Below are 22,726 nucleotides of genomic sequence, written 5' to 3'. Positions count from 1 at the left end.
CGATGTTAACGGCGTCAACTTCAAGATGTCGGCCACTTCGACTTCGGGCAGGATGGGGTCATGGGATCGATCACGGACGGCAAGTCCCGCTACCACCACGGCGACCTGCGCAACGCGCTGATCGAGGCCGCCCTCGAACTCGCGGCCGAAGGCGGCCCCGAACGTGTCGTGCTGCGCGAGGCGGCCCGCAGCGTCGGCGTGTCGCCCACCGCCGCGTACCGCCACTTCAGCGGCCAGGGGGATCTCCTGGAGGCCGTGAAGACCCGCGGCCAGCTGGCGCTCGCCGATTCGATGGTCGAGGCCGTACGTGCACTGCCCGCACTCGACGATCCGGGTGAGGAGGCCGTGCGCAGGACCGAGGCGATCGGGCGCGGGTATGTACGGTTCGCGATCGAGCACCCAGGGCTGTATCGCACCGCTTTCTGCCGCACATCGGGGGAGGACGACGACGACTTCACCGGCCTCGAAGTCCCCGAGGACAGGCCGGAGTTCGCCGCGTTCGCGCAGCTTTCGGAGGCGCTCGACGTGCTGGTCACGGCGGGCCGGATGCGGCCGGAGAACCGGCCCGCGGCCGAGGTCGCCGCATGGTCGGGCGTCCACGGCCTCTCGCTGCTCATCCTCGACGGCCCGCTGGCCCGGCTGCCGGCGGACCAGCGTGACGTCGTGGTCGAGCGGACGCTTACGGCGATCGTCGCGGGGCTTACGCGGTAGGTGCGGGCGACGCATCGCAGCGGGTGTCGGCGCCCGCCGGCCGCCGGCTGCCGGGTCCGGCGCCCACTGGCCGCCGACTGCCCGGTCCGGCGCCCACTGGCCGGCGCCGACTGCTGGGCCCGGCTCGCGTCACGTCACCTCACGTCACTTCACGTCAACGGATGCGACGTCCTGCCCGACTCCTCGTCGATCTCGTCGTGCGCCTTGGTCAGCAGCTTCATCGCCAGTTCGTTGAGCGCCCTGGCTCCCGCGACCTCCTCGCCCACCCGCGGCTGGTTCGAGTCGGAGGGGTGGCGGCTCGCGTACCCGTGGGCGCGCACCTCGCTTCCGTCCGGGAGTCGCACGAGTGCGGCGGCGCGCGTGCGGTGAGCGTCTTCCTCGAATTCCAGCTCCACGTGCCATCCGACAGCGGTCTGCGTCATCACGATCACCTCCGGGTCCCCGCCCGTCGACGGTCCCCTGTCTATGAGTGTCCTCCTTCAGGGCAGTGAACGTCCCGTCAGGCCCTAGCCTCGACCGAAGAGGGGCGAGGGCTGACGAGTGGGGGCGGGCGTGGGGATCCGGAAGCGTTGGCAGAACCGACGTGGAGTGGAGGTCGTAGACCGCGTAGGTGCGGACCTCGCAGATGCGGACCCCGCAGGTACAGGCCTCGCAGATGCGGACCCCGCAGGTACAGGCCTCGCAGATGCAGACCCCGCAGATTCAGGCCCCGTAGCCGTGGACCTCGTACTGGTGGAACACGCGCGCAGGGCCTTCGAGCGGGGTGACGGCTGGTTCGAGGCCGAGATCGAGCGGCGTGGCGCGGGCGGCGTGACGCCTCGTGCGTTCCCTGCGACAGACCTGCTCTCACGGATCGAGAACGAGGGCTGGTCGCTCCACACCGCTCAGTACGTCTACATCCAGCTCGGCGAGGAGACTCAGGAGAAGTGGTTCTCATCGAGCCAGCAGGTCGCGATCAAGGGCGAGATCGTCGGCATGTACCTGTTCCGAAGGGCCTGACGCGGTCGGCCCAGGTCACGGGCCCCAGGTCACGGACCCCCCGGTGATACGCGTTTCCCCCGAGGGGTAGCCGTCAGGCAAGATGGGGTGTATCTGCCCACTGCCGATTTCAAGCGTCCGGACGGTTTCTCTTGGCTGAGTACATCTACACGATGCGCAAGACGCGCAAGGCGCACGGCGACAAGGTGATCCTTGACGACGTGACGCTGAGCTTCCTGCCCGGCGCGAAGATCGGTGTGGTGGGTCCCAACGGTGCCGGTAAGTCCACGGTGCTGAAGATCATGGCCGGGCTGGAGCAGCCGTCCAACGGCGACGCGTTCCTGTCGCCCGGTTACAGCGTCGGCATCCTCATGCAGGAGCCGAAGCTCGACGAGTCCAAGACGGTCCTGGAGAACGTCCAGGACGGCGCCGCCGAGATCATGGGCAAGCTCAAGCGCTTCAACGAGGTCGCCGAGCTGATGGCGACCGACTACTCCGACGCGCTCCTCGACGAGATGGGCAAGCTCCAGGAAGACCTGGACCACGCCAACGCCTGGGACCTCGACGCGCAGCTGGAGCAGGCCATGGACGCGCTGGGCTGCCCGCCCGGCGACTGGCCGGTCGTCAACCTCTCCGGTGGTGAGAAGCGCCGCGTCGCACTCTGCAAGCTGCTGATCGAGGCCCCGGACCTGCTCCTCCTCGACGAGCCCACCAACCACCTCGACGCCGAGTCGGTGAACTGGCTGGAGCAGCACCTCTCGAAGTACGCGGGCGCCGTCGTCGCCGTCACTCACGACCGGTACTTCCTGAACAACGTCGCCGAGTGGATCCTCGAGCTCGACCGCGGCCGCGCGATCCCCTACGAGGGCAACTACTCCACGTACCTGGAGAAGAAGTCCACCCGCCTCAAGGTCGAGGGCCGCAAGGACGAGAAGCGCCAGAAGCGCCTCAAGGAAGAGCTGGAGTGGGTCCGGTCCAACGCCAAGGGCCGGCAGACCAAGTCCAAGGCGCGCCTCGCCCGTTACGAGGAGATGGCAGCCGAGGCCGACAAGATGCGGAAGCTGGACTTCGAGGAGATCCAGATCCCGCCGGGCCCGCGGCTGGGCTCCATCGTCGTCGAGGTCAACAACCTCTCCAAGGCCTTCGGCGACAAGGTCCTCATCGACGACCTGTCCTTCACCCTGCCGCGCAACGGCATCGTGGGCATCATCGGCCCGAACGGCGCGGGCAAGACCACGCTGTTCAAGATGATCCAGGGCCTTGAGACCCCCGACGCCGGTGCGATCAAGATCGGCGACACGGTCAAGATCAGCTACGTCGACCAGAGCCGCGCCAACATCGACCCCAAGAAGACGCTGTGGGCCGTCGTCTCCGACGAGCTCGACTACATCAACGTCGGTCAGGTCGAGATGCCGTCGCGGGCCTATGTGTCCGCCTTCGGCTTCAAGGGCCCGGACCAGCAGAAGCCCGCCGGTGTCCTCTCCGGTGGTGAGCGCAACCGCCTGAACCTGGCGCTGACCCTCAAGGAGGGCGGCAACCTGCTGCTCCTCGACGAGCCCACCAACGACCTCGACGTGGAGACCCTGTCCTCGCTCGAGAACGCGCTGCTCGAGTTCCCCGGTGCGGCCGTGGTCATCTCCCACGACCGCTGGTTCCTGGACCGGGTCGCGACGCACATCCTCGCGTACGAGGGCGAGTCGAAGTGGTACTGGTTCGAGGGCAACTTCGAGTCGTACGAGAAGAACAAGGTCGAGCGACTCGGTGCCGACGCGGCGCGCCCGCACCGTGCCACCTACAAGAAGCTGACCCGGGGCTGATCTTGCGGCACATCTACCACTGCCCACTGCGCTGGGCGGACATGGACGCGTACGGCCACATCAACAACGTGGTCTTCCTCCGCTATCTGGAGGAAGCACGCATCGACTTCCTGTTCCGCCCGGAGAAGGACTTCAAGCAGGGGTCTGTGGTGGCGCGCCACGAGATCGACTACAAGCGGCAGTTGGTCCACCGGCACACGCCGGTGGACATCGAGCTGTGGATCACGGAGATCCGGGCGGCGTCGTTCACGATCACCTACGAGGTCAAGGACCCTGACCAGGTGTACGTCCGGGCCGCGACGGTGATAGTGCCGTTCGACTTCGAGGCCCAGCGGCCGCGCCGACTCACCGCGGAGGAACGGGAGTTCCTCGCGGAGTACCGCGACGACAAGGACGAGGCCGTCGCCGCATGACGGCACTGCTGCACCTCGCCGACGAGGGGGAGGCGGCGGACCTCGCCGCCTTCCTCGCCCGGCTGATCCACTACGACCGCGCCGCCGCCGTACGCCTCCAGGCGTCCGGCACCACGCTCGCGGTCTTCGGGCGCCCGCCGTCGTTCGAGGTCCTCGCGATCCGCACGGCGCGCCTCGCCAAGCCGTACGAGAACGGGCTCGACGTCCTGCTCGACGCGACCGTCTCGGCCGGTGAACTCCTGGAGTCCGTCGACGAGTCGGCGGCCACCGCATCCGTCCCGGGGGCCGTCACCGGGCCGCCGTGGGCCGGAGTGCTGCCGCCCCGCCGGGGCTGGCAGCAGGAGCCGGGGCTGCCCGCGCCGGACGCCGTACGGGCGATGGTCGCCGCAGCGGTGGCCGAATTCCGGCTCCGTACGCAGGAGTTGGCGGTGGAGCGGCGTACGCGTGCCGAACTCGACCGGATCGGGCGGGAGATCTGGTCCCGGCCGGTCGGCGACACCGACCTGCCGGTACGGGCCGCGCACGCGGCGCAGTCCCTGGGATTCCTGCGACCCGGCAGCCCGGGACGCGAAGTAGCCCCCGGCGAGAGCCCGTTGGGGCTGTACTCGTCCGGTGCGTGGCTGCGGCTGCGTACGCCGTACGGGTCGATCGCCGTACGCAGGGCGGGACTCGGGGCCCTGGACGTCAGCGTCCGCTGACCCCCAAGGCGCCCTGGCCCGGAGCGGGTCAGCCGGCCGTGTTCACCATCGAAGCCGCCGCGTACGTCAGGTAGTTCCAGAGCGTGTGCTCGTGCTCCTCGGAGAGGCCCAGCTCGTCCACGGCGACGCGCATGTGCTTGAGCCAGGCGTCGTGCGCGGCCTGGTCGACGGCGAAGGGGGCGTGGCGCATCCGCAGCCGGGGGTGGCCGCGGTTCTCGCTGTACGTCGTGGGGCCGCCCCAGTACTGGATGAGGAACAGCGTGAAGCGCTCCTCGGCCGGACCGAGGTCCTCCTCGGGATACATGGCCCGCAGCAGCGGGTCCTCCGCGACCCCCTCGTAGAAACGGTGCACGAGGCGGCGGAAGGTCTCCTCCCCGCCGACCTGCTCGTAGAAGGTCTGCTCCTGAAGCGTGCCGCGCCGGATCTCTTTCACCTGTCCATGGTCTCAGACGGGGTGACGGAGGACTCAAGGCTTAGGACCACCATGGAGGCCACCCGTCGAGAGGGCCCGGCGCTCGCCTCCCGGCGCCTCCCGCAGCACAGTGGAGGTATGAGCGCGCACGCTCTCGACCAGGAGCCCGACGACCTCGCCATCGCGGCGCGGGCGGCGCTGGTGCGTGAGATCGACAGAAGCGGGGCCTGGGACACCGATCCGGTCTGGCGGGAGGCGTTCGAAGAGGTGCCGCGCCATCTCTTCGTGCCGTACTACTACGTCGGGGCCGTGGGCGGCTTCGAGCGGGTGTGGGGCGAGGACCCCGACCCCAGGACCCGGGAAAGCTGGCTGCGCGGCGCGTACGAGGACGCCCCGCTGGCCACCCGGGTTCGGGACGGCGAGCTGCTCTCGTCCAGCAGCCAGCCCTCGCTGATGGCGAAGATGCTGGCCGAGCTGGAGTTGCGGGACGGGGACACCGTGCTGGAGATCGGGGCCGGGACCGGGTACAACGCGGCTCTGCTCGCCCACCGGCTCGGCGACGCGCTCGTGACCACCGTCGACCTCGACCCCGAGATCACCGAGTCCGCCCGCCGCCACCTGGCCGTCGCCGGGTACCACCCGACCGTCGTCACCGGAGACGGCGCCCGCGGAGTCCCGGAGCGCGCCCCCTTCGACCGGATCATCGCCACCTGCACGCTGACCTCGGTCCCGCGGGCCTGGCTGCCCCAGTGCAACCCCGGCGCCCGTATCCTCGCGCCGCTGGCCACCGGCCTGATCGTGCTGCGCGTGCAGGACGGCCAGTACGCCGAAGGGCGCTTCCTGCACACGCCCGCCTACTTCGTGCCGTTGCGCGGCGACACCCGGCCCGAGCCGGAGCCGCCGCACCTGGGCGGGCTGCCGCCCTGGGCCAGGAGCCACGAGCTGTTCCGGTTCCTGCTGACCCTGACCGCGGGCAGCCTGGACCCGAACGAGGCCTACGCGCTGTGGGAGCGCGAGGAGCAGCCGGTGCGCGAGCGGTACGGGGTCACGGTCAGCGGCAATCGCGTGTGGGCGTGGCTGGACGACCCCGAGGGGCCGTACACCTGGCCGCTGCCGTGACGCCCTCCGTGATCGGTCGGCCAGGCCCTAGCCGCGCCTGATCGTGATCGTCGTCCAGGCGCCCACGTGCACCCGGTCGCCGTCCTGGAGCGGTACCGGCACGAAGGGCTGGATGGGCTCCTCGCCGCCGTTCACCGTGGTGCCGTTCGTGGAGTTCTGGTCGACGACCGCCCAGCTGCCGTCCGGCTGCTGGACCAGGACCGCGTGCTGGTGCGAGACGCCCGGGTCCTCCGGGGGCACCGACAGGTCGATGTCGGGGGACTCACCGGTGGAGTGCCGGCGGCGGCCGATCGTCATCTGGTTGCCGGTGAGCGGGCGCTGCTGCTCCGGTGAGTACGCGGGCAGGTTCAGGCCCGCGGCCTCGGGGCCCGAGCGCTGCATCATCGCCATGAAGTACTCGCGGTCGGGACCGATCGTCGCCGTCCAGTTGAGCGACTGCTGGTACGACGGGCCGGGCGGGGCCTGGGTCGTACCGGGCCCCGGGTAGCCGTAGCCGCCGCCCTGGGCCGGGCCGGGACCGGCCTGTGTACCCGGTCCGCCGGGGCTGCCAGCCGACGGCGGGGAGATCACCCAGTCGTCGTCACCGCCGCCGAAGGACGGGCCGCCGGGCTGCGGAGGGGCGCCCTGCTGGGGGTATCCGGGGGAGGCCGGCTGCTGGGTGAAGGCCTGCGGGGCGCCGGGGCCGCCGGGCGTGGGCCCGGGGGGCGGCGGGAGCGGGCGGGACGGGTCGCCGCCGAAGGGCGAGGGGCCGCCGCCGTACGGGCCGGGCGGACCCGGCGGAATCGGCTCGGCGGGGCGGTTCATCTGTGAGGGCCGCGAGCTCTGGTACTCGAACGGGTCCTGACCGTGACCGGCTCCGGTGGGCGGTCCCTGCTGGAACCGCTGCGCCGGATTCTGGCCCCCGGGGCCGCCAGGGCCTCCGGGACCGCCAGGAGCCCCGGGCGCGGGCCCCTGCGGGCGCGGGGCGGCAGGCGTGTACGAGGTCGCCGTATTGGTCAGGAAGTTCCAACGGCACTGCTCGCAGAACGGCGCCGCGCCCTCACGGGGCGTACGGCACTGCGGGCAGAGCTCCGGCGCGGGGTCGGGCACGGCGGAGAGATGCGGGCGCCCACCGGGGCCTCCGGCGCCGGGCGGCGGAGGAGGCGAGCCGGGCGGCGGATAGCCGTAGCCGGCCGCGGGCGGCGGTGGCGGAGGGGGCGGGGGCACGGCACCGGCCATGCGGTGACCGCAGACCTCGCACCAGTCGTCGGAACCCGACTGGTGTCCGTTCGGGCAGGTCGGCATGTCGGCGCTTCCCCCTCTCCTTTTCCGGCCGGTTTGGCCGGGTTTCTCCAGCTCCTGGGGGAGCCGGGGTCGCTTACTTCTTTACACGAACAGTCTTTGTGGACCGTGTCTCAAGGGTCATTTCGTCTGCTTCCTCGACCCTTGCCTTCAATCGCACAGTACCTGCAGCGGCATCGACAACGTCGACCACCTTCGCAAGCAGTTTCGCAGTATCGGCGTTGCCCGAGGCGCTGGCGAGCTGAACGGCACGGCCCAGCTTGGCCGTTGCTCCGTCGACATCTCCCAGTTTGCGGGCATCCAGACCCTGTTGGATGACCTGTGCCAGTTCCGCCTGACCCGTGTAGTGCGCGACCTGCGGATTGATCGACGTGGAAGCCGCCATGTCGTCGGTCCACACCGCTCGTACGAGTCCCTGTGCGCCGAGGTTCTGGACGCTTCCGTCGCTCTGCGGGATCACCAGTGAGACCCGGGCGGCCAGCATCTCCTGGCCGATGCCGGCCGAGGGGACCTCCACGCACACGTGGTAGTCGCGGGACTCGTCGCCCCAGGAGCCGGTCGGGTAGTCCCCGGCGCGCGGGCCTGCCTCGGTGCGGCGGCCGGTCAACTCCTCGACCGTGGGAGCCACTTGCTTGACGAACTTGATCTCCGTGCCGACGGGCGTCCACAGCCGCAGCGCGACGTCCGCGACCTCCTTGCCCATGGCCGTCTCCATCATGTGCGTGAAGTCGGCGGTGAGGGCGGCCGGGTCGGCGACGATGTCGGCGGTGCCGAGCAGCGCCGAGGCGATCCCGGTGACCTCCTTGACCTCCCAGTCCGTGCCGACACCGCGCGCGTCACAGGTGAAGCGCCCGGCGCAGGAGTCCAGGGCGGCCTTCAGGTCCTCGGGTGACTCGTGTTCGTTGCGGCCGTCGGTGAGCACGATTCCGTGCCGGATCGACACGTCCGCCGAGGACAGCAGGCGGTCGGCGAGGCGCAGCCAGGTGCCGATCGCCGTACCGCCGCCCGCGCTCAGCTTGCGCAACGCCTGCTTGGCCTGTTCGCGGGTCGCCGCGTCGGCGACCGCGAGCCGGCCGCCGCCCGGATAGACCTCCTTGGCGACATGCGTGCCGCCGATCACCGCGAAGTGCACGCCGTCGCGCACGGAGTCGATCGCGGCGGCCGTCGCGTCGCGGGCGCCCCGCATCTTGGTCGGCGGGTAGTCCATCGAGCCCGAACAGTCGACCATGATCGCCACGGCCGCGTCCGGGCCCTGCCCGGCGGTGTACAGGTGCGGCGCGGCGACCGCGCTTCCGATGGTGCCGCCGCCCGTCGAGCTCACCGTGACGATCGCGTTGACCTCGCGGGCGCCGTCGGGCAGGTACTCGTTCTGGTAGACGTCGACCGAGAACTGCGGCACGTTCGACTTCGAGAAATTGGCCATGCCTTCTTTGTCCCCCTCAAGGCCCCCATAGTGCGTACTACGGGGGTGATGACTGTGTTCGGACCGGTCCCCTCCGGTCCGAGGCCGTTCCCCGTTCGCGGCCTCAGGCCGATCCTGCCCCCTGCGAGGGGGCCGGGAACGGTACGACGGCCACTGTTACGTTGTCGTGGCCCCCGCCGTCCAGGGCGTGGCCCACCAGGACCTGCGCGCTGTGCAGCGGACGCTCGGCGGCGTCGAGGGGTACGACCTCGGCCATGTCCTCGGCCGCCTCCGCGTAGTTCCACAGCCCGTCGGTGCATACCACCACTACACCTGGCCGGTCCGGTTTGAAGGAAGCGGTGTGCGGCTCCAGTTCGTACGCGTCCGCTCCGAGCCAGCCCGTGATCGCGTGGGCGCGCTCGTCGGCGTACGCCTCCGCCTCGTTCATCAGGCCCGCCGCGACCATCTGCGCGGCCCACGAGTCGTCCTCGGTGAGCCGGGCCGGGGGTGAGGCGCGGTCGACGGGGACCCAGTAGGCGCGGCTGTCGCCGACCCAGCCGATGATCAGCAGGGTGGGGGTGACGACGGCGCCGACGATGGTGCAGGCGGGAGCGTTCACGTGCGGGGCGTGCTCGTCGTGCGAAGCGGGCGCGTCCGCAATGGAGTTGACGGCCTCCGCGGCGGCGAGGATCGCCTCGTGCATGGCCTGCTGCGGGTGCGTGCCGAGCGGCAGGGCCGCGAGCAGCGACTCACCCGCCGCGCGGGAGGCGGCGAGTGAGGCCTCGTCGGGGCGGGTCGCCGAGGAGACGCCGTCGCAGACGATCGCGACGACGGCGGGTGCGCCGTCGGGCAGCGCGGTCGTCGAGATGGTGAACGCGTCCTCGTTGCGGTGGTGGCGCAGGCCCCGGTCGCTGACCGCGGAGACCGCGCTCAACTCCTGCTCCATGTGGTCGCGTTCGCGTGGCTGTGCGTGCCCGCAGTTCTCGCAGTAGCCGTCGTTGTCGACGCTGCCCGCACGGCAGGCGACGCACAGGCGGGTGCCCGCGGGGGGTGTCGCGAGGTCGGCGGTGCGCGGGTCGGCGGGGGGCTCGGCCGGGGTTTCGTGCCGGGCTTCGGCCTGAGCCTCCGACCGGGCTTCGGACCGTGCTTCGGCCGGGGGAGCCAAGGGGTACTCGTCCGGCTCGCGCGGCCTGTCGAACCGTACGCCCGCGGACTCGTGTGCCGCGCGCGGGAGTTCGGTGCCGCCCGAGTCGGTGCCCCGGATGTCCGTCGCCCGGTGCACCGGCGCCGGTGTGTCGGAGCTGTCCACCTCCGGTGCGACGGGCCAGTCCACGGAGGAGACGGCCGAAGGAGGGCGCGGCGACGTGCCGTTCATGGTGATCGTGGGCTCGTCCTGCGGCGGTTCGGGCACCGCCGACAGGTCGTAACCGCACGCACCGCAGAAGCGGTCACCCGCCTCAAGTGGCTCCTCGCAACTGGGGCACCGCGAAAGGGCCGTCGGCTGAGGCATCTGGGACATCAATCACACCCACGTCCGGGGGCGGTAACGATTGGCACGTTCCACCAGGTCGATCCTCTCCTCGCCGCCCGTCGCGAGGCGGGCCAGCGTGCGGTACGAGCGCTCCAGACCGAAGCGGAGGCCGCGCTCGTCCAGCTCGCTGCCGAGCAGCGCACGTCCGCCGCCGGAGGCCGGAGCGGAAACCTGGCTCCCGGAGAGTACCCAGTCCAGGGCGCAGCCCAGTACTTCTGTGGACAACTGCTCGCGTCGCACCGCGTCGAGACCGTAGCCGTCAAGGGCCTCGACCTGCCCGGCGGCAGCAGTCAGGTCCTCCAGGAACGGCGCGGCGGCCGCCTCCTCGGCGAGTCGCTGCCGCAGCCGCGCCCGCACGGCCGCGACCCGCGCCGCCGTGTAGTGGATCGACGACTCCGGTACGGATTCCAGCGTGTGTACGGCGCCACGGCGGTCGCCCGAGGCGAGCTGCACGCGGGCCAGGCCGAACGCCGAGCTCACATAGCTCGGGTCGGTCGTCCACACCAGGCGGTAGTACTCGGCGGCGTTGTCCAGCTGCCCGAGCACCTCCGCGCACACGCCGAGGGCCAGCTTGGGCGCGGGTTCGCCGGGGAACGCGTCGTAGATCGCGTCGAAGGACAGCGCCGCGATCTCGTGCTCGCCGGTCGCCAGGGCCGCCGCGCCCCGGTACCAGACCACCCGCCAGTCGTCGGGGTGGTCCGTCTCCAGCGCGCCGAGTGCCCTGGCGGCGTCGGCCAGTTCGCCCATCTCCAGGCGGGCCCGCAGCTCGCGCAGACGCAGTTCGAGGGAGCCGGTGGGCGCCGCGTGCAGCGCGGTGATCAGCTCCGCGGGCGCGGAGGCCATGAGGCCTGCGAGGAAACCGGCGTTGGGGTCCCCCGGGTCGACCCGGGGGACGGGCAGCGCGAGTGCGGTGGCGGCGGCCTGGACGGACTTGACCAGGTTGCCGGTGTCGACGGGGGCCGCGGCACCCGAAGTGATGGCGAGTCCACCACCGTTGGCGGCGGGCAGCGCACGTTGCCGGCGCCCCACCGGAGCCACCCGCACCCCGAGCCGCGACACATCCCCGTCCAGCGTCCCGAACAACTCCGTGTCGGTGACCTTGAGTTCGGGCCCGAACAGGGTGGAGAGCGCCGGGCGGGCCCGTCCGGTCTGCAGGGAGACGAGCTCGCGCAGGACACCCGTCAGCTGCTCGGCCATCTCCTGCGCGGAGGCGAACCGGCGGGCCGGGTCGGGGTCGGTGGCCCGCACCAGGAGCCGGTAGAACGACTCGTACTGGCGGAAGACCTCGATGTTGTCCGGGTCGGGCAGGGAGTCCACGAACACGTTCGTGTAGCCCTGGAAGTCGAAGGTCATCACGGCCAGCGTGCGGGCCACCGTGTACAGGTCGGAGGCGACAGAGGGGCCGACCTCGGCCACCTCCGGCGCCTGGTAGCCCACCGTGCCGTAGATGGCCGACTCCTCGTCGTCCATCCTGCGCACCGCGCCCATGTCGATCAGCTTGAGCTGGTCCTCGGTCTGGATCGCGTTGTCGACCTTGAAGTCGCAGTACAGCAGGTTGCGGCTGTGCAGATGGCCGAGCGCCTCAAGCGCCTCGATGCCGAACGCGCAGGCCTGCTCCACCGGCAGCGGGTCCCGCTTCCCGGCCGCCGTACGACGGTCGTTGGCGATCTCCTTGAGGGACTTGCCGCCGACGTACTCCATGACGATGTAGCCGTCGAGGGAGCCGGTGCGCTGGTCGAGGTGCTCGACGAAGTTGTAGATCCGCACGATGTTGGCGTGCTCGATCTCCGCGAGGAAGCGGCGCTCGGAGATCGCGGCCGCCATCGCGTCCTGGTCGCCCGTGTCGAGCAGGCCCTTGAGGACCACCCAGCGGTCGGACACCGCGCGGTCGACGGCGAGGTACACCCAGCCGAGCCCGCCGTGCGCCAGACAGCCCACGACCTCGTACTGGCCGTGCACGATGTCGCCCGTGGCCAGCTTCGGCACGAACGAGTACGGGTGGCCGCATTTCGTGCAGAACCCCTCCGTGCGCCCGGGCGTCTCACCGCGCGAACGCCCCACCGGCGCACCGCAGTCGGAGCGCGAGCAGAACCGCTTGCGCTCGGGCACCTCCGGGTTCTCCTGGATCATCCCGCGCGGGTCGGGGCGCGGCACGCCCGGCACCTCGACCAGGCCGACACCGAGCCGGCCGCGCCCCGAGGAACCGGCGGCCGAACCCGAGCTGCGGACCGACACCGAGCGGCCCGTCGTGGAGCCCGACAGCGAGCGGGAGAGGCGCCCGGAGACCGAGCGCCGCGACTGCGAGGATCGCGACGACGCACGGGAACTCGCCCGCGAACTGCTGCTGCTGGAACTGCCCGAGCCCCGTGAACTCCGCCCGCCCGCGGTGATCCCGGTCGGCGGCGACCCCAACGAGCCGCCCGCGGACACGACCGGCGCCAGACCGCACGTGTCGCAGTACAGCTCGCCGCCGCCCATGTCCTCGTACGACCCCGAGCAACCGGGCCGCTGGCACTTCTGACTCATGAGTCCCCCCTACGGTCCTGTGGCCCACTGCCCTGCGGGGGCACCCGCGGGCTGAGCAGGTCGGCCGCCGCGTGCTGGTAGCGCAGTACGGCGTCCTCCGCGACGCGCAGGTCGCAGGGCGCGCTCCACAGCATGCGGCGCGCGGCGTCGTAGCGCTCGATGAGGAACGGGTCCTCCGCGAGCCCGTGCCGGGCGACCTTCGCCTTGTACGCGTCGAGGCGGCCGCGCAGCTCCGCGCGGACCGCCAGCGGCTGCGTGACCGCGGTCAACGACTCGCGGGCGCGCAGGAGTTCGTCCTCCGCCTTCTCCTCCAGCGCTTCAAGGAGCGGCGAGAGGCGATGCCACTGGGCGTGTCTGCGGTACTCGGCGGCCGTCGCCAACTGCTCCTGGAGCACGGTCGGCGGGCCGCTGACCGCGGGCACCTCGGACGCGGCGATCTTCGCGAGCACCTCACCGCGGGCACTCCTCGCCTCGGCGAGGGTGCGGTCCGCGCGGCTCAGCACGTCACGCAGCTTCACCAGGCGCGCCTCCGCGTCCTGCCGGACGGTGAGCACGGCGTCGATCTCCCGGCGCACGTCCTCCAGGGCGCGCGCCTCGTGGTCGTACGTCGTGGTGTCCGGGCGTCCGCCGCCGGGGGCCGAACTCCCTTGCGCGGGAAGCCAGAAGGCCAGCGGGTCGGACACCACGCGCTCGCGCAGCGTGGTGAGCGTGCGGGTGATCCGCTCCAGGTCGTCGCCCGCCGGGTGCTCACCGGGGCGTACACCGACGGAGTGCGCGAGCCGCCGGGTGCGCTGGAGCTCCGCGGCCAGTAAATCTATCCGGGCGGGCAGCGCGGACCACACTGCGTCGGCGGCGATGACCATGTCGAGCGAGGACGCGTACAGCTCGTTCATCCGCTCCACGAGCGCGGCCAGCGAGAACTGCTCGCTGAGCTTGCCGGTGCCGACGAGCGTCGGCGCGTTCGCGGTGGCCGTGGCGGAACCGGCGACCGTGATGCTCGCGCCGCGCAGCAGCTCGGTCAGCTCCGACAGGTCTTCGCGGCTGGACCAGCGTCTGCGGGAGCGGATCTCACGGGCGGAGCGCAACGCGTCGGCGTACGCGTCGAAGTACGCCCACAGCAGGGTGATCGACGCCTCCGCGGCCGACCAGCGTTCCTTGGTCGTGCCGGTGAGCTCGGCGCCTTCGAGGAGTCTGCGGCCCGCGTGGTCCTGCAGGGAGAGGAGCGAGGTCTCGATGGCCTCGTGCTCTGCGCCGAGCCGCGCCAGCGCACGGTCCACCTCGTCCCGGTCCATCACCGGCCCGGGGGGTCCCGTGACGCCCATCGATCACCTCTCGCTTTCGGCCGTGTCGGCTACTTGTACCGCTACCAGTACTGCTAGTGCTGCCTGTACCGCTACTTGTATTGCGGTGCGGGCGGATTCGACGACGGGGAGTCCGCTCCCAGGGTCGGGGAGAGCCATTTGTCGTACGCCGTCTGCCAGCCGCTCTGGCGGTAGTTCTCCAGGACCCGGTTGACCCGGCGCACCAGATCGTCGGAGCCCTTCTTCATCGCCACGCCGTAGTACTCGGTGGTGAAGGTCTTGCCCTTGAGCTGGACCGTGGGGTCCTGCGCGGCCTGGCTCGCGGCCAGCGCGCCGTCGGTCACGACGGCGTCGACCTCACCGAGCTGGAGCCTTACCAGGCAGTCGAGTTGGTTGGGGACCGTGGTCGTGATGTCGGCGGAGGAGACGAGCTTGCCCGCCTTCTTGTCGGCGTCCAGCTTGTCGTACGCGGTGGAGCCGGTCGCCGTGCAGATCTTCTGGTTCGCCAGCGACTCGTCGTACCCCTTGATGGACGAGTTGATGGGCGCCAGGACCTGCTGGCCGGTCTCGAAGTAGGGCGCGGAGAACGCGACGTCCTCGAGCCGGGTGCAGGTGATCGTCATGGTGCGGACCACCATGTCGACCTTGCCGCTCTGGATGGCGGGGATGCGCTGGTTGGTGGGGATGGCGCGGAACTGTACGGCGTTCGCGTCGCCCAGGATGTCCTTGGCGATCGCGTGCACGAGGTCGATGTCGAAGCCTTCGAGGTCGCTGCCGGCCGGGTTGTTCGGGTCGCGGTAGCCCCAGCGGAAGCTGTTCTGGTCGACGCCGACGATCAGCCGCGGGTCCTTGCGCTTCTTGATGGCGTCGATCGTCGCGCCGTCCACGGCGGACGGCGTCAGGCTCTGGTCCTGCGGGTCCGTGCACTCGTCGGCCTTCGCCTGGGTGCCCTGACCCACGCCCTGGCCGCCGATGCCCGTGCTGCCGTCCCCGCGCGCGCTGCTCAGCGGCAGCAACAGGGCGAACACCGCGGTGAGTGCGCAGGCGACGGCCATCGCACCCACGCCGCCCCAGCCCTTCAGGCTTGCCCTCAGACGTCGTGCACTCATTGCCGCTCCTCCTCTCACCGCTCCTCCTCTCACCGGTACTCCGAAAGCCTGCGTCCGATGCCCAGCACCGCGCCCGCCGCGGCCAGCACCGCGAGGACCGCCGCGCCGACCGGCAGACCGGTCATCGCGTCCAGGCCGTTGCCCGCCGCCTGCTTGAACTCGCTCTGCTCCTGCACCAGCGCCAGCTCCAGGTTCTTGTCGACGCCGTCGAAGCACTCGCCCGTCGGCTTGTCGCTCTTGGAACCGATCACCTTGTCCAGCGCCGCCTGGTAGTTGCCGCTGTCGTCGGCCTCGCGGGCGTCCGCGTGGCGCAGCTTCCATTCCTTCATGTTGCCGGTCGCGGCCGCCACCGGTTCCTCGCCCGCCTTGTCGTCGGCGAGGGCGGAGGCGGCGGCCAGCTTCTTGGTGAGGTCGTCCATCTCCTGCTGGAAGTCGTAGTCGAAGGCGTCCACGACCGTGCCGTCCTTCAACTCCTTGGTCTCCGCGCCGCGGCTGACCAGCGTCAGGTTCTCGTTGCCCCGCGCGTTCAGCGACGCGAGCCGGGCGTCGTTCAGCACGTTCAGCGAGCGGACGCCGTGGTCGTAGGACTCGTTCAGCCCCGCCCGGGCCACGCTGTGCCCGACGACGAGCCAGAGCAGTACGACCACGGAGGCGGCGCTGGCGGCGGCCATGCCCTGGTTCAACACCCGGTTCGTACGCCGGTAGTTGCGCCGCTGGGCCCAGGCGAGACCGCCGAGCGCGAGCACGCCGAGGCCGATCGCGGCCCACGGATAGGGCGTGGCGTCGGCGTAGTCGGCCTCCAGGCGCTGGTTCTCCTTGGTGTAGAGATCCTTGGCCGCCGGGAGCATCTGGTCCTGCATCGTCGCGTTCGCGTACCGCAGATAGGCGCCGCCGAGCGGGAAGCCCTGGCGGTTGTTGGCGCGGGCCCGCTCGATCAGGCCCTTGTACTCCGGCAGCAGCTTGTTCAGCTTGGCGATGGTCTCCGCGGACGGGGAGCCGGGCTCCGAGTTGGCCGCGGCGGTGACCAGTTTCTCGGCGGCCGTCCTGATGTCCGCCTCGTACCGCGTGCGGGACGCCTTCGTCTCCTGGCCGCCTGCGAGGAAGCCGCTGGAGGCCGCGGTGTTGGCGTCCGCGAGTGAGCGGTAGATGTCGGCGGCGCTGGCGCTCAGCGGCTGGCTGCTGTTCAGCACGTCGTCCGCGGCGGCCGAGCGGTCCGTCATCTGCCAGGCGGTCACCGCGCCGAACGCGACGACCAGCAGGGCGAGTACGGCGCCGATGATCCGTAGGCGGCCCGGTTCCGTCGTCGCCGCGGTGCGCAGGGTGTCCACGCCTTCCGCCCAGGCCGTGCGGCGTGGGGGAGTGGGCGGGGGCGTGTGCGCGGGCGCGCTGGGTGTCGTGGGGCCGGGCCTCTGCGGGGCCGGTGGGCCGGATTGCGGTGGTACGGCCGGCATCGTGGGTGTGGCCGGGCGTGCCGGTGTTCCCGGCTGTCCCGGTGGCGCCGCGCTGCCGTTCGGCGGGTGTGTCACTTGACCTCCCCCATGGTCATCCGTCTGTCACCTCTGTCGCGTGCGTGGGGAGCACGGACGAAGGTGCACGGCCGCAAGTATCGCCGCAGGGACGGACATCCGCACAGTTCTTGACTCGATCTTGTTCGGATCACAGCGCAGCGCGAAGCTCCCCGCAAGGCCCCCCTCCCCTGAACACGCGATCGGTATGTGTTCGGTTCCCGGTCGGGGTGGGGGCTGGGGGGTGGGTTTTTCGCCCCCTCCGCCCCTTCCCGTCCCTTGTTCCTGGGGCTCCGCCCCAGACCCCGCTCCTCAAACGCCGGAGGGGCTGACCTACTCAGCCCGTCCGGCGTTTGAGGACGAGGCCGTTCAGGCCGATAGCGGGGGTCTGGGGGCGGCAGCCCCCAGGTACGGGACGGGAAGGGGCGGAGGGGGCGAAAGAAGCCGCTCAGACCCCCTCGTAGAACGCCCGCACGTGTGCGTGTGCCTCCTTCGGGGCCCCTACGTGGTCCAGGCCGAGGAGTGCGGCGCCCAGGACCGGGCGGGCGGTGACGACCTGGGGGAGTGACTTGGGGGCGCGGTCGGCCAGGAGTTCGCGTATGCGGGTGTCGAGTTGGGGGTGGCGGGCGGCGAGGATGCTGCCGCCGAGGAGGACCGGGGTCGGTTCCTCCAGGAGGGAGAGGCGGGTGAGGGCGACGGTGGCCATGGCGACGACCTCGTCGGCGAGGCGGTCGACGATGGAGCGGGCGACCGGGTCGCCGTCGAGGGCGGTGGCGAAGAGGACCGGCGTCAGTTCGTGGCGACGGGCGTTGTCGAGGTGCTCCAGGTGGAGGGCCTCGATGAGGGCGTACATGGAGGTGAGGCCGAAGTGGGCGGGGAGGGTGCGCGCGAGGGCAGTGGGCCCGCCCCGGCCGTCCTCGGCACGCGCGGCGTGCCACAGCGCCTCCTCCGCGAGCCCCCAACCACCGCCCCAGTCCCCGGAGATACGCCCGATCGCGGGAAAGCGAGCGGTACGCCCGTCGGGCCGCATACCGACGCAGTTGATGCCGGCCCCGCAGACGACGGCGACCCCGCGCGGCTCGGCGATCCCGGCCCGCAGAATCGCGAAGGTGTCGTTGCGCACCTCCACACTCGCCCCCCACGCGCGCGCGTGCAACGCGGCCGCCAACCGCTCCTCCTCGACGGGGAGATCGGCGTTGGCGAGGCAGGCGGCGACATGGGCGACGGAGCCGACGCCCGCCTCGGCGAAGGCCCGGCCGACGGTCTCGGCCAGCGAGTCCACCGCCACCTGGACCCCGACGACCGGCGGCCGGAAACCACCGCCGCGCGCCGTGCCGGCCACCCGCCCGTCCGCGGCGAGCACGGCGACGTCGGTCTTGCTGTTCCCCGCGTCGATGGCCAGGACCAGGGCCGCGGGGGAGGACCCGGCGGCCGTCCCGGCGCCGGATCCCGATGAGGTCATGCCCACGCGAGGTGCTCCCGGTTGTGCGCGATCAGTTGGTCGGTGAGGGCGTCGGCGTACGCGTGCTGGCCGATGAGGGGGTGGGCGAGGAGCGCGCGGAACACCCGGTCGCGGCCGCCGTGCAGGGCCGCCTCCAGAGCCAGGTCCTCGTAGGCCGTGACATTCGCCATCAGGCCCGCGTACAGCGGGTCCACGGACGGCACGGGCAACGGCGTCGGCCCCTGGGCGCCGATCGCGGCCTGTACCTCGATCACGGCGTCGTCCGGCAGGAAGGGCAGCGTCCCGTTGTTGTACGTGTTCACCACCTGGTAGGGGCTGCCGCCACCGCCGAGCAGCGAGGCCGCGAGGTCCACGGCCGCCTCCGAGTAGTACGCGCCGCCGCGCCGGGCGAGCAGCTCCGGCTTCTCGTCCAGCGTCGGGTCGCCGTACATCTTCAGCAACTGCCGTTCCATCTCCGCCACTTCGGAGGCCCGCGAGGGCTTTGTCCGCAGCTCTCGTACGACCTCGTCGTGCGCGTAGTAGTAGCGCAGGTAGTACGACGGGACGACGCCGAGGCGTTCGACGACGGAGCGCGGCAGGTGCAGATCGCCGGCGATCGTGTCGCCGTGTTCGGCGATGAGCTTCGGCAGGACGTTCTCGCCCTCGGGACCGCCCAGGCGCACACCGGTTTCCCACGTGAGGTGGTTGAGGCCCACATGGTCCAGGTGCACATCGGCGGGGGTGACCCCGAGCAGCGCCGCGAACTTCCGCTGGAAGCCGATCGCCACATTGCACAGTCCGACGGTCTTGTGACCGGCCTGGAGCAGCGCGCGCGTCACGATGCCGACGGGGTTGGTGAAGTCGATGATCCAGGCGTCCGGGTTCGTGCGGCGGACGCGCTCCGCGATGTCGAGGACGACGGGAACCGTGCGCAGCGCCTTGGCGAGGCCGCCCGCGCCCGTCGTCTCCTGCCCGACGCAGCCGCACTCCAGAGGCCAGGTCTCGTCCTCGTTGCGTGCCGTCTGTCCGCCGACGCGCAGTTGCAGCAGTACGGCGTCCGCGCCCTCGACCCCCGCGTCCAGGTCGGCGGTCGTGACGATCTTGCCGGGGTGCCCCTGTCGCGCGAAGATCCGCCGGGCGAGGCCGCCCACCAGCTCCAGGCGCTCCGCCGCCGGGTCGACGAGCACCAGTTCCTCGATGGGCAGGGTGTCCCTCAACCGGGCGAAGCCGTCGATGAGTTCGGGGGTGTAGGTCGACCCTCCGCCGACCACGGTGAGTTTCATATGGGTCAACCCTTCACTCCGGTGAGCGTGACACCCTCGACGAACGCCTTCTGCGCGAAGAAGAACACGAGGATCACGGGGACCATGACCAGTACGGTCGCGGCCATGGTGAGGTTCCAGTCGGTGTGGTGCATGCCCTTGAAGGACTCCAGGCCGTAACTCAGGGTCCAGGCACCGGCGTTCTCCGAGGCGTAGATCTGGGGCCCGAAATAGTCGTTCCACGCATAGAAGAACTGGAAGAGGGCGACCGCGGCAATGCCCGGTTTCGCCATCGGCAGGACGACCTTCAGGAGTGCCCGCAGGTCTCCGCAGCCGTCGACCTTCGCCGCGTCCAGGTACTCGTTCGGGATCGTCATCAGGAACTGGCGCAGCAGGAAGATCGAGAAGGCGTCGCCGAACGCCATCGGGATGATCAGCGGCCAGAGCGTGCCGGACAGGTCCAGCTGCTTCGCCCAGAACAGGTACATCGGGATGATGACGACCTGCGGCGGCAGCATCATCATCGAGATGACCAGCATCAGCGACAGATTCCGGCCCCGGAAGCGGAACTTGGCGAGTGCGTAGGCCACCGGGACCGAGGAGACCACTGTCAGGACCGTGCCGGCACCGGCGTACAGAAGTGTGTTCTTCCACCAGGTCAGGAACCCGGGGGTGTCGAAGACCTTCTTGTAGTTGCCCCACTCCCAGGTGTGCGGGATCAGATCGCGGCTGAGTGCCTGGGTGTCGCTCATCAGCGAGGTCAGGAAGACGAACACGAAGGGGAGGACGAAGAAGAGGGCGGCCGCGACGCCTAGGGCGTGCACGGCGATCCACTCCAGGAGGGCCTTGCGGCGGGCGGTGCGCTCGGCGGGCGAGACGGGGGCGCTCAACTCCGTCGGTTTGTCCAGTACTTGAGTGGTCATGGCGTCAGTCACCTGCCTGGATGAGACCGCCCCGGCGCCGCATCAGGAACGCGGTGAACGCCATGGACAGGGCGAAGAGCACCAGTGCAACCACACAGGCGGAGCCGTAGTCGAAGCGCTGGAAGCCGAGGTTGTAGACGAGTTGGGGGAGGGTGAGCGTCGACTTGTCGGGATAGCCGGGCTCGAACTGCGTTCCCGCGCCCTGGATGACGCCCGACGCGACCTTTCCGGCGATCAGCGGCTGCGTGTAGTACTGCATGGTCTGGATCACGCCCGTGACCACCGCGAACATCACGATCGGCGAGATGTTCGGCAGCGTCACGTACCGGAACCGCTGCCACGCCGACGTGCCGTCCAACTCGGCCGCCTCGTACTGCTCCTTGGGCACGTCGAGCAGCGCGGCCATGAAGATGACCATGAGGTCGCCGACGCCCCACAGGGCCAGCATGGTGAGCGCCGGCTTCGACCACGCCGGGTCGTTGAACCAGCCCGGCGCCGGGATCCCGATGCCCTCCAGGATCGAGTTGACCGGTCCCGTACCGGGGTTGAGGAGGAACGCGAAGGCCATCGTGGCGGCGACGGGCGGGGCGAGGTAGGGCAGGTAGAAGAGGGTCCGGAAGACACCCGTGCCCGTCCTGATCTTGGTGATCAGCAGGCCGACGCCGAGCCCGAAGAGGACCCGGAGGCTCACCATGATGACGACGAGCCACAGGGTGTTCCTCAACGCGGGCCAGAACAGCGGGTAGTTCTCGAAGACGTACGCCCAGTTCTTCGTTCCGACCCACGTCGGCGGCTTGAAGCCGTCGTAGTGCATGAACGAGAAATAGACCGTCGAGAGCAGCGGGTACGCGAAGAAGACCGTGAAACCGATCAGCCAGGGCGACATGAAGGCGGCCGTCTTCAGCGCCGCCCGGCGGCGCTTGGCGCGCAGTGTGTACGTGGCGCTCATGACGCTCTACTTCGCCTGCGCGATGTCCGTGTCGATCTGCGCGGCGGTCTTCTTCAGGCCCGCCTTCAGATCCGTTTCCTTGCCGCTCTCGTAGTCGTATCCGAACTGCTGGAGCGTCACGAGGTACGTACCGCCGTTGATGGAGGCGGGACTTGTCGTCGAGTTCGCGTTCGAGGCGATGTCCAGGAAGGTCTTGAAGCGCGGGTCGTACTTCAGCTTCGGCGACTCGAGGGCGGCGAGTGTGGAGGGCACGTTGTGGATGGCGTTGGCGAAGCCGACCACCGCGTCCGTGTCCGTGGTCATGTACTTCAGCAGCTCCCAGGCCGCGTTCTGCTTCTTGCTGGTCGAGGCGATGCCCGCGATGGTTCCGGTGATGTAGCCCTTGCCGTACTGGTCCGCCTGGTCGTCGGGGACGGGCAGCGGCGCGACGCCGATCTCGAAGCCGGGCTTGGCCTCCTCGGCCATGCCGAGCCGCCACTCACCGTCCAGCTGCATGGCCACCTGGCCGGTGTGGAAGGGGTGCTTGGGGCCCCACTCGTCACCGAGCTTGGAGCGGTACTTCTCCAGCTTCTGGTAGCCGCCGAGTTCGTCGACGAGCTTCTTCTGCAGGGTGAACCCGGCCTCGAAAGCGGGGTCCTTGGCGATGTTCGACTTGCCGGAGGAGTCGAAGTACGTCGGTGAGAACTGCCCGAAGTAGTGCTCGGTGGTCGACTCCCAGCCGTGGTAGTTCGGCATGAAGCCGAGCTGGGAGTAGCTGTCGCCCTTGGAGATGGTGAGCTTCTTGGCGTCGGCCTCGAACTCGGACCAGGTCTTCGGGGGGCTGGTGATGCCGGCCTTTTCGAACGCGGTCTTGTTGTAGTAGAGCCCGTACGCGTCACCGAGCAGCGGCGCCGTGCAGCGGTCGCCCTCGAACTGGGTGTACTCGTTCATGGCCTTCGGGAAGGTCTTCTCCGGGTCGATGCCCGCCTTCTCGAAGAAGGGGTTGAGGTCGACGAATGCGCCCGACGAGCAGAACTTGCCCACGTTGTTGGTGGTGAAGGAGGAGACCACGTCGGGGGCCTTGTCGCCGCCCGCCCGCAGCGCCTGGTTGATCTTGTCGTCCGTCATGTTGCCGACGATCTTCACGTGGATGTTGGGGTGCGCCTTCTCGAAGCCCGCGACCAGGGACTTCACGGCCGCGACCTCGCTTTCGGCGCTCCAGGCGTGCCAGAAGTTGATCGTCGTCTCTTTGGAGGCGTCGTCGTTCGCGCCGGACTCGGTCTGGCCGGTACAGGCGGAGGTGAGGAGGGCTATGGAGGCGGAGGCGGCGATCGCGGCAGCCGCCTTTCGGGACATTCCGGGCATGACG

General features: G+C 70.4%; 20 protein-coding genes. 6 read left to right on the top strand and 14 right to left on the bottom strand.

The window, feature by feature from the left end:
- The first annotated feature begins 60 nt into the window (after positions 1-60).
- Positions 61-711 carry a TetR/AcrR family transcriptional regulator gene (locus OG219_RS17405; RefSeq protein WP_266827584.1) on the top strand — a complete coding sequence of 217 codons (651 nt, stop codon included), beginning with the start codon at positions 61-63 and terminating at the stop codon, positions 709-711.
- 149 nt (positions 712-860) lie between these two features.
- Here the strand turns inward: OG219_RS17405 and OG219_RS17400 are convergent, their stop codons facing one another.
- On the bottom strand, positions 861-1,133 hold the full coding sequence (locus OG219_RS17400) for a DUF1876 domain-containing protein (protein ID WP_266827582.1): 273 nt from the start codon (positions 1,131-1,133) through the stop codon (positions 861-863).
- A gap of 295 nt (positions 1,134-1,428) precedes the next feature.
- Here OG219_RS17400 and OG219_RS17395 point away from each other — a divergent pair, with 295 nt between their 5' ends.
- From OG219_RS17395 to OG219_RS17380, 4 genes are all read left to right on the top strand, one after another.
- The gene (locus tag OG219_RS17395; protein ID WP_266827580.1) at positions 1,429-1,710 is read left to right on the top strand and encodes a hypothetical protein; all 282 of its coding nucleotides are present in this window, start codon (positions 1,429-1,431) and stop codon (positions 1,708-1,710) included.
- A 131-nt stretch (positions 1,711-1,841) separates the two neighbouring features.
- Positions 1,842-3,506: an energy-dependent translational throttle protein EttA gene (gene ettA, locus OG219_RS17390; protein WP_266827578.1), complete on the top strand. Its 1,665-nt coding sequence runs from the start codon at positions 1,842-1,844 to the stop codon at positions 3,504-3,506.
- A gap of 2 nt (positions 3,507-3,508) precedes the next feature.
- A complete protein-coding gene (locus OG219_RS17385) occupies positions 3,509-3,919 on the top strand; it encodes a thioesterase family protein (protein ID WP_266462056.1) in 411 nt (136 codons plus the stop codon).
- The gene (locus OG219_RS17380; protein ID WP_266827576.1) at positions 3,916-4,617 is read left to right on the top strand and encodes a hypothetical protein; all 702 of its coding nucleotides are present in this window, start codon (positions 3,916-3,918) and stop codon (positions 4,615-4,617) included. Before OG219_RS17385 ends, OG219_RS17380 begins: the two co-directional genes overlap by 4 nt.
- Before the next feature lie 28 nt (positions 4,618-4,645).
- Here the strand turns inward: OG219_RS17380 and OG219_RS17375 are convergent, their stop codons facing one another.
- Complete coding sequence (locus OG219_RS17375; RefSeq protein ID WP_266827574.1) at positions 4,646-5,050, bottom strand: globin; 405 nt, start codon at positions 5,048-5,050, stop codon at positions 4,646-4,648.
- 117 nt (positions 5,051-5,167) lie between these two features.
- Here OG219_RS17375 and OG219_RS17370 point away from each other — a divergent pair, with 117 nt between their 5' ends.
- On the top strand, positions 5,168-6,148 hold the full coding sequence (locus tag OG219_RS17370; protein ID WP_266827572.1) for a methyltransferase domain-containing protein: 981 nt from the start codon (positions 5,168-5,170) through the stop codon (positions 6,146-6,148).
- Between the two features lie 27 nt (positions 6,149-6,175).
- Here OG219_RS17370 and OG219_RS17365 read toward each other — a convergent pair whose 3' ends face one another.
- The 12 genes from OG219_RS17365 to OG219_RS17310 form a co-directional block, all read right to left on the bottom strand.
- Positions 6,176-7,432 carry an FHA domain-containing protein gene (locus OG219_RS17365; protein ID WP_266827570.1) on the bottom strand — a complete coding sequence of 419 codons (1,257 nt, stop codon included), beginning with the start codon at positions 7,430-7,432 and terminating at the stop codon, positions 6,176-6,178.
- Positions 7,433-7,505: 73 nt separating this feature from the next.
- The gene (locus tag OG219_RS17360; protein ID WP_266827568.1) at positions 7,506-8,852 is read right to left on the bottom strand and encodes a VWA domain-containing protein; all 1,347 of its coding nucleotides are present in this window, start codon (positions 8,850-8,852) and stop codon (positions 7,506-7,508) included.
- Positions 8,853-8,955: 103 nt separating this feature from the next.
- Complete coding sequence (locus tag OG219_RS17355; RefSeq protein WP_266827566.1) at positions 8,956-10,353, bottom strand: PP2C family serine/threonine-protein phosphatase; 1,398 nt, start codon at positions 10,351-10,353, stop codon at positions 8,956-8,958.
- Positions 10,354-12,888, bottom strand: a complete 2,535-nt coding sequence (locus OG219_RS17350) for a serine/threonine-protein kinase (protein ID WP_266827564.1) — start codon at positions 12,886-12,888, stop codon at positions 10,354-10,356.
- Positions 12,885-14,210 carry a hypothetical protein gene (locus OG219_RS17345; RefSeq protein ID WP_266827562.1) on the bottom strand — a complete coding sequence of 442 codons (1,326 nt, stop codon included), beginning with the start codon at positions 14,208-14,210 and terminating at the stop codon, positions 12,885-12,887. Before OG219_RS17345 ends, OG219_RS17350 begins: the two co-directional genes overlap by 4 nt.
- Before the next feature lie 71 nt (positions 14,211-14,281).
- Positions 14,282-15,298, bottom strand: a complete 1,017-nt coding sequence (locus OG219_RS17340; protein ID WP_266827560.1) for a glutamate ABC transporter substrate-binding protein — start codon at positions 15,296-15,298, stop codon at positions 14,282-14,284.
- 29 nt (positions 15,299-15,327) lie between these two features.
- Entirely contained in the window at positions 15,328-16,824 is a 1,497-nt protein-coding gene (locus OG219_RS17335) for a hypothetical protein (protein ID WP_266827558.1), read from the bottom strand.
- A 427-nt stretch (positions 16,825-17,251) separates the two neighbouring features.
- Positions 17,252-18,265, bottom strand: a complete 1,014-nt coding sequence (locus OG219_RS17330) for an N-acetylglucosamine kinase (RefSeq protein WP_266827556.1) — start codon at positions 18,263-18,265, stop codon at positions 17,252-17,254.
- Positions 18,262-19,527: a 6-phospho-beta-glucosidase gene (locus tag OG219_RS17325; protein ID WP_266827554.1), complete on the bottom strand. Its 1,266-nt coding sequence runs from the start codon at positions 19,525-19,527 to the stop codon at positions 18,262-18,264. The genes OG219_RS17330 and OG219_RS17325 overlap by 4 nt, the downstream gene beginning before the upstream one ends.
- A gap of 5 nt (positions 19,528-19,532) precedes the next feature.
- Complete coding sequence (locus tag OG219_RS17320) at positions 19,533-20,429, bottom strand: carbohydrate ABC transporter permease (protein ID WP_266827552.1); 897 nt, start codon at positions 20,427-20,429, stop codon at positions 19,533-19,535.
- Between the two features lie 4 nt (positions 20,430-20,433).
- Positions 20,434-21,378 carry a carbohydrate ABC transporter permease gene (locus OG219_RS17315; protein ID WP_266827550.1) on the bottom strand — a complete coding sequence of 315 codons (945 nt, stop codon included), beginning with the start codon at positions 21,376-21,378 and terminating at the stop codon, positions 20,434-20,436.
- 6 nt (positions 21,379-21,384) lie between these two features.
- Positions 21,385-22,722: an ABC transporter substrate-binding protein gene (locus tag OG219_RS17310; RefSeq protein ID WP_266827548.1), complete on the bottom strand. Its 1,338-nt coding sequence runs from the start codon at positions 22,720-22,722 to the stop codon at positions 21,385-21,387.
- Positions 22,723-22,726: the final 4 nt, after the last annotated feature.

It is taken from the genome of Streptomyces sp. NBC_00038 (assembly GCF_026343635.1).
GTDB lineage: Bacteria > Actinomycetota > Actinomycetes > Streptomycetales > Streptomycetaceae > Streptomyces.
The sequence above is the reverse complement of the archived record's forward strand: the minus strand, read 5'-3'. Positions and strand labels throughout refer to the sequence as shown.

What these genes read in the sequence shown, in the direction of transcription:
- OG219_RS17315 (WP_266827550.1), bottom strand. Translation starts at nt 21,378, where the DNA reads ATGAGCGCCACGTACACACTGCGCGCCAAGCGCCGCCGGGCGGCGCTG.
- OG219_RS17360 (WP_266827568.1), bottom strand. Translation starts at nt 8,852, where the DNA reads ATGGCCAATTTCTCGAAGTCGAACGTGCCGCAGTTCTCGGTCGACGTC.
- OG219_RS17380 (WP_266827576.1), top strand. Translation starts at nt 3,916, where the DNA reads ATGACGGCACTGCTGCACCTCGCCGACGAGGGGGAGGCGGCGGACCTC.
- OG219_RS17320 (WP_266827552.1), bottom strand. Translation starts at nt 20,429, where the DNA reads ATGACCACTCAAGTACTGGACAAACCGACGGAGTTGAGCGCCCCCGTC.
- OG219_RS17330 (WP_266827556.1), bottom strand. Translation starts at nt 18,265, where the DNA reads ATGACCTCATCGGGATCCGGCGCCGGGACGGCCGCCGGGTCCTCCCCC.
- OG219_RS17350 (WP_266827564.1), bottom strand. Translation starts at nt 12,888, where the DNA reads ATGAGTCAGAAGTGCCAGCGGCCCGGTTGCTCGGGGTCGTACGAGGAC.
- OG219_RS17325 (WP_266827554.1), bottom strand. Translation starts at nt 19,527, where the DNA reads ATGAAACTCACCGTGGTCGGCGGAGGGTCGACCTACACCCCCGAACTC.
- OG219_RS17370 (WP_266827572.1), top strand. Translation starts at nt 5,168, where the DNA reads ATGAGCGCGCACGCTCTCGACCAGGAGCCCGACGACCTCGCCATCGCG.
- OG219_RS17405 (WP_266827584.1), top strand. Translation starts at nt 61, where the DNA reads ATGGGATCGATCACGGACGGCAAGTCCCGCTACCACCACGGCGACCTG.
- OG219_RS17340 (WP_266827560.1), bottom strand. Translation starts at nt 15,298, where the DNA reads ATGAGTGCACGACGTCTGAGGGCAAGCCTGAAGGGCTGGGGCGGCGTG.
- OG219_RS17345 (WP_266827562.1), bottom strand. Translation starts at nt 14,210, where the DNA reads ATGGGCGTCACGGGACCCCCCGGGCCGGTGATGGACCGGGACGAGGTG.
- OG219_RS17310 (WP_266827548.1), bottom strand. Translation starts at nt 22,722, where the DNA reads ATGCCCGGAATGTCCCGAAAGGCGGCTGCCGCGATCGCCGCCTCCGCC.
- OG219_RS17400 (WP_266827582.1), bottom strand. Translation starts at nt 1,133, where the DNA reads ATGACGCAGACCGCTGTCGGATGGCACGTGGAGCTGGAATTCGAGGAA.
- OG219_RS17365 (WP_266827570.1), bottom strand. Translation starts at nt 7,432, where the DNA reads ATGCCGACCTGCCCGAACGGACACCAGTCGGGTTCCGACGACTGGTGC.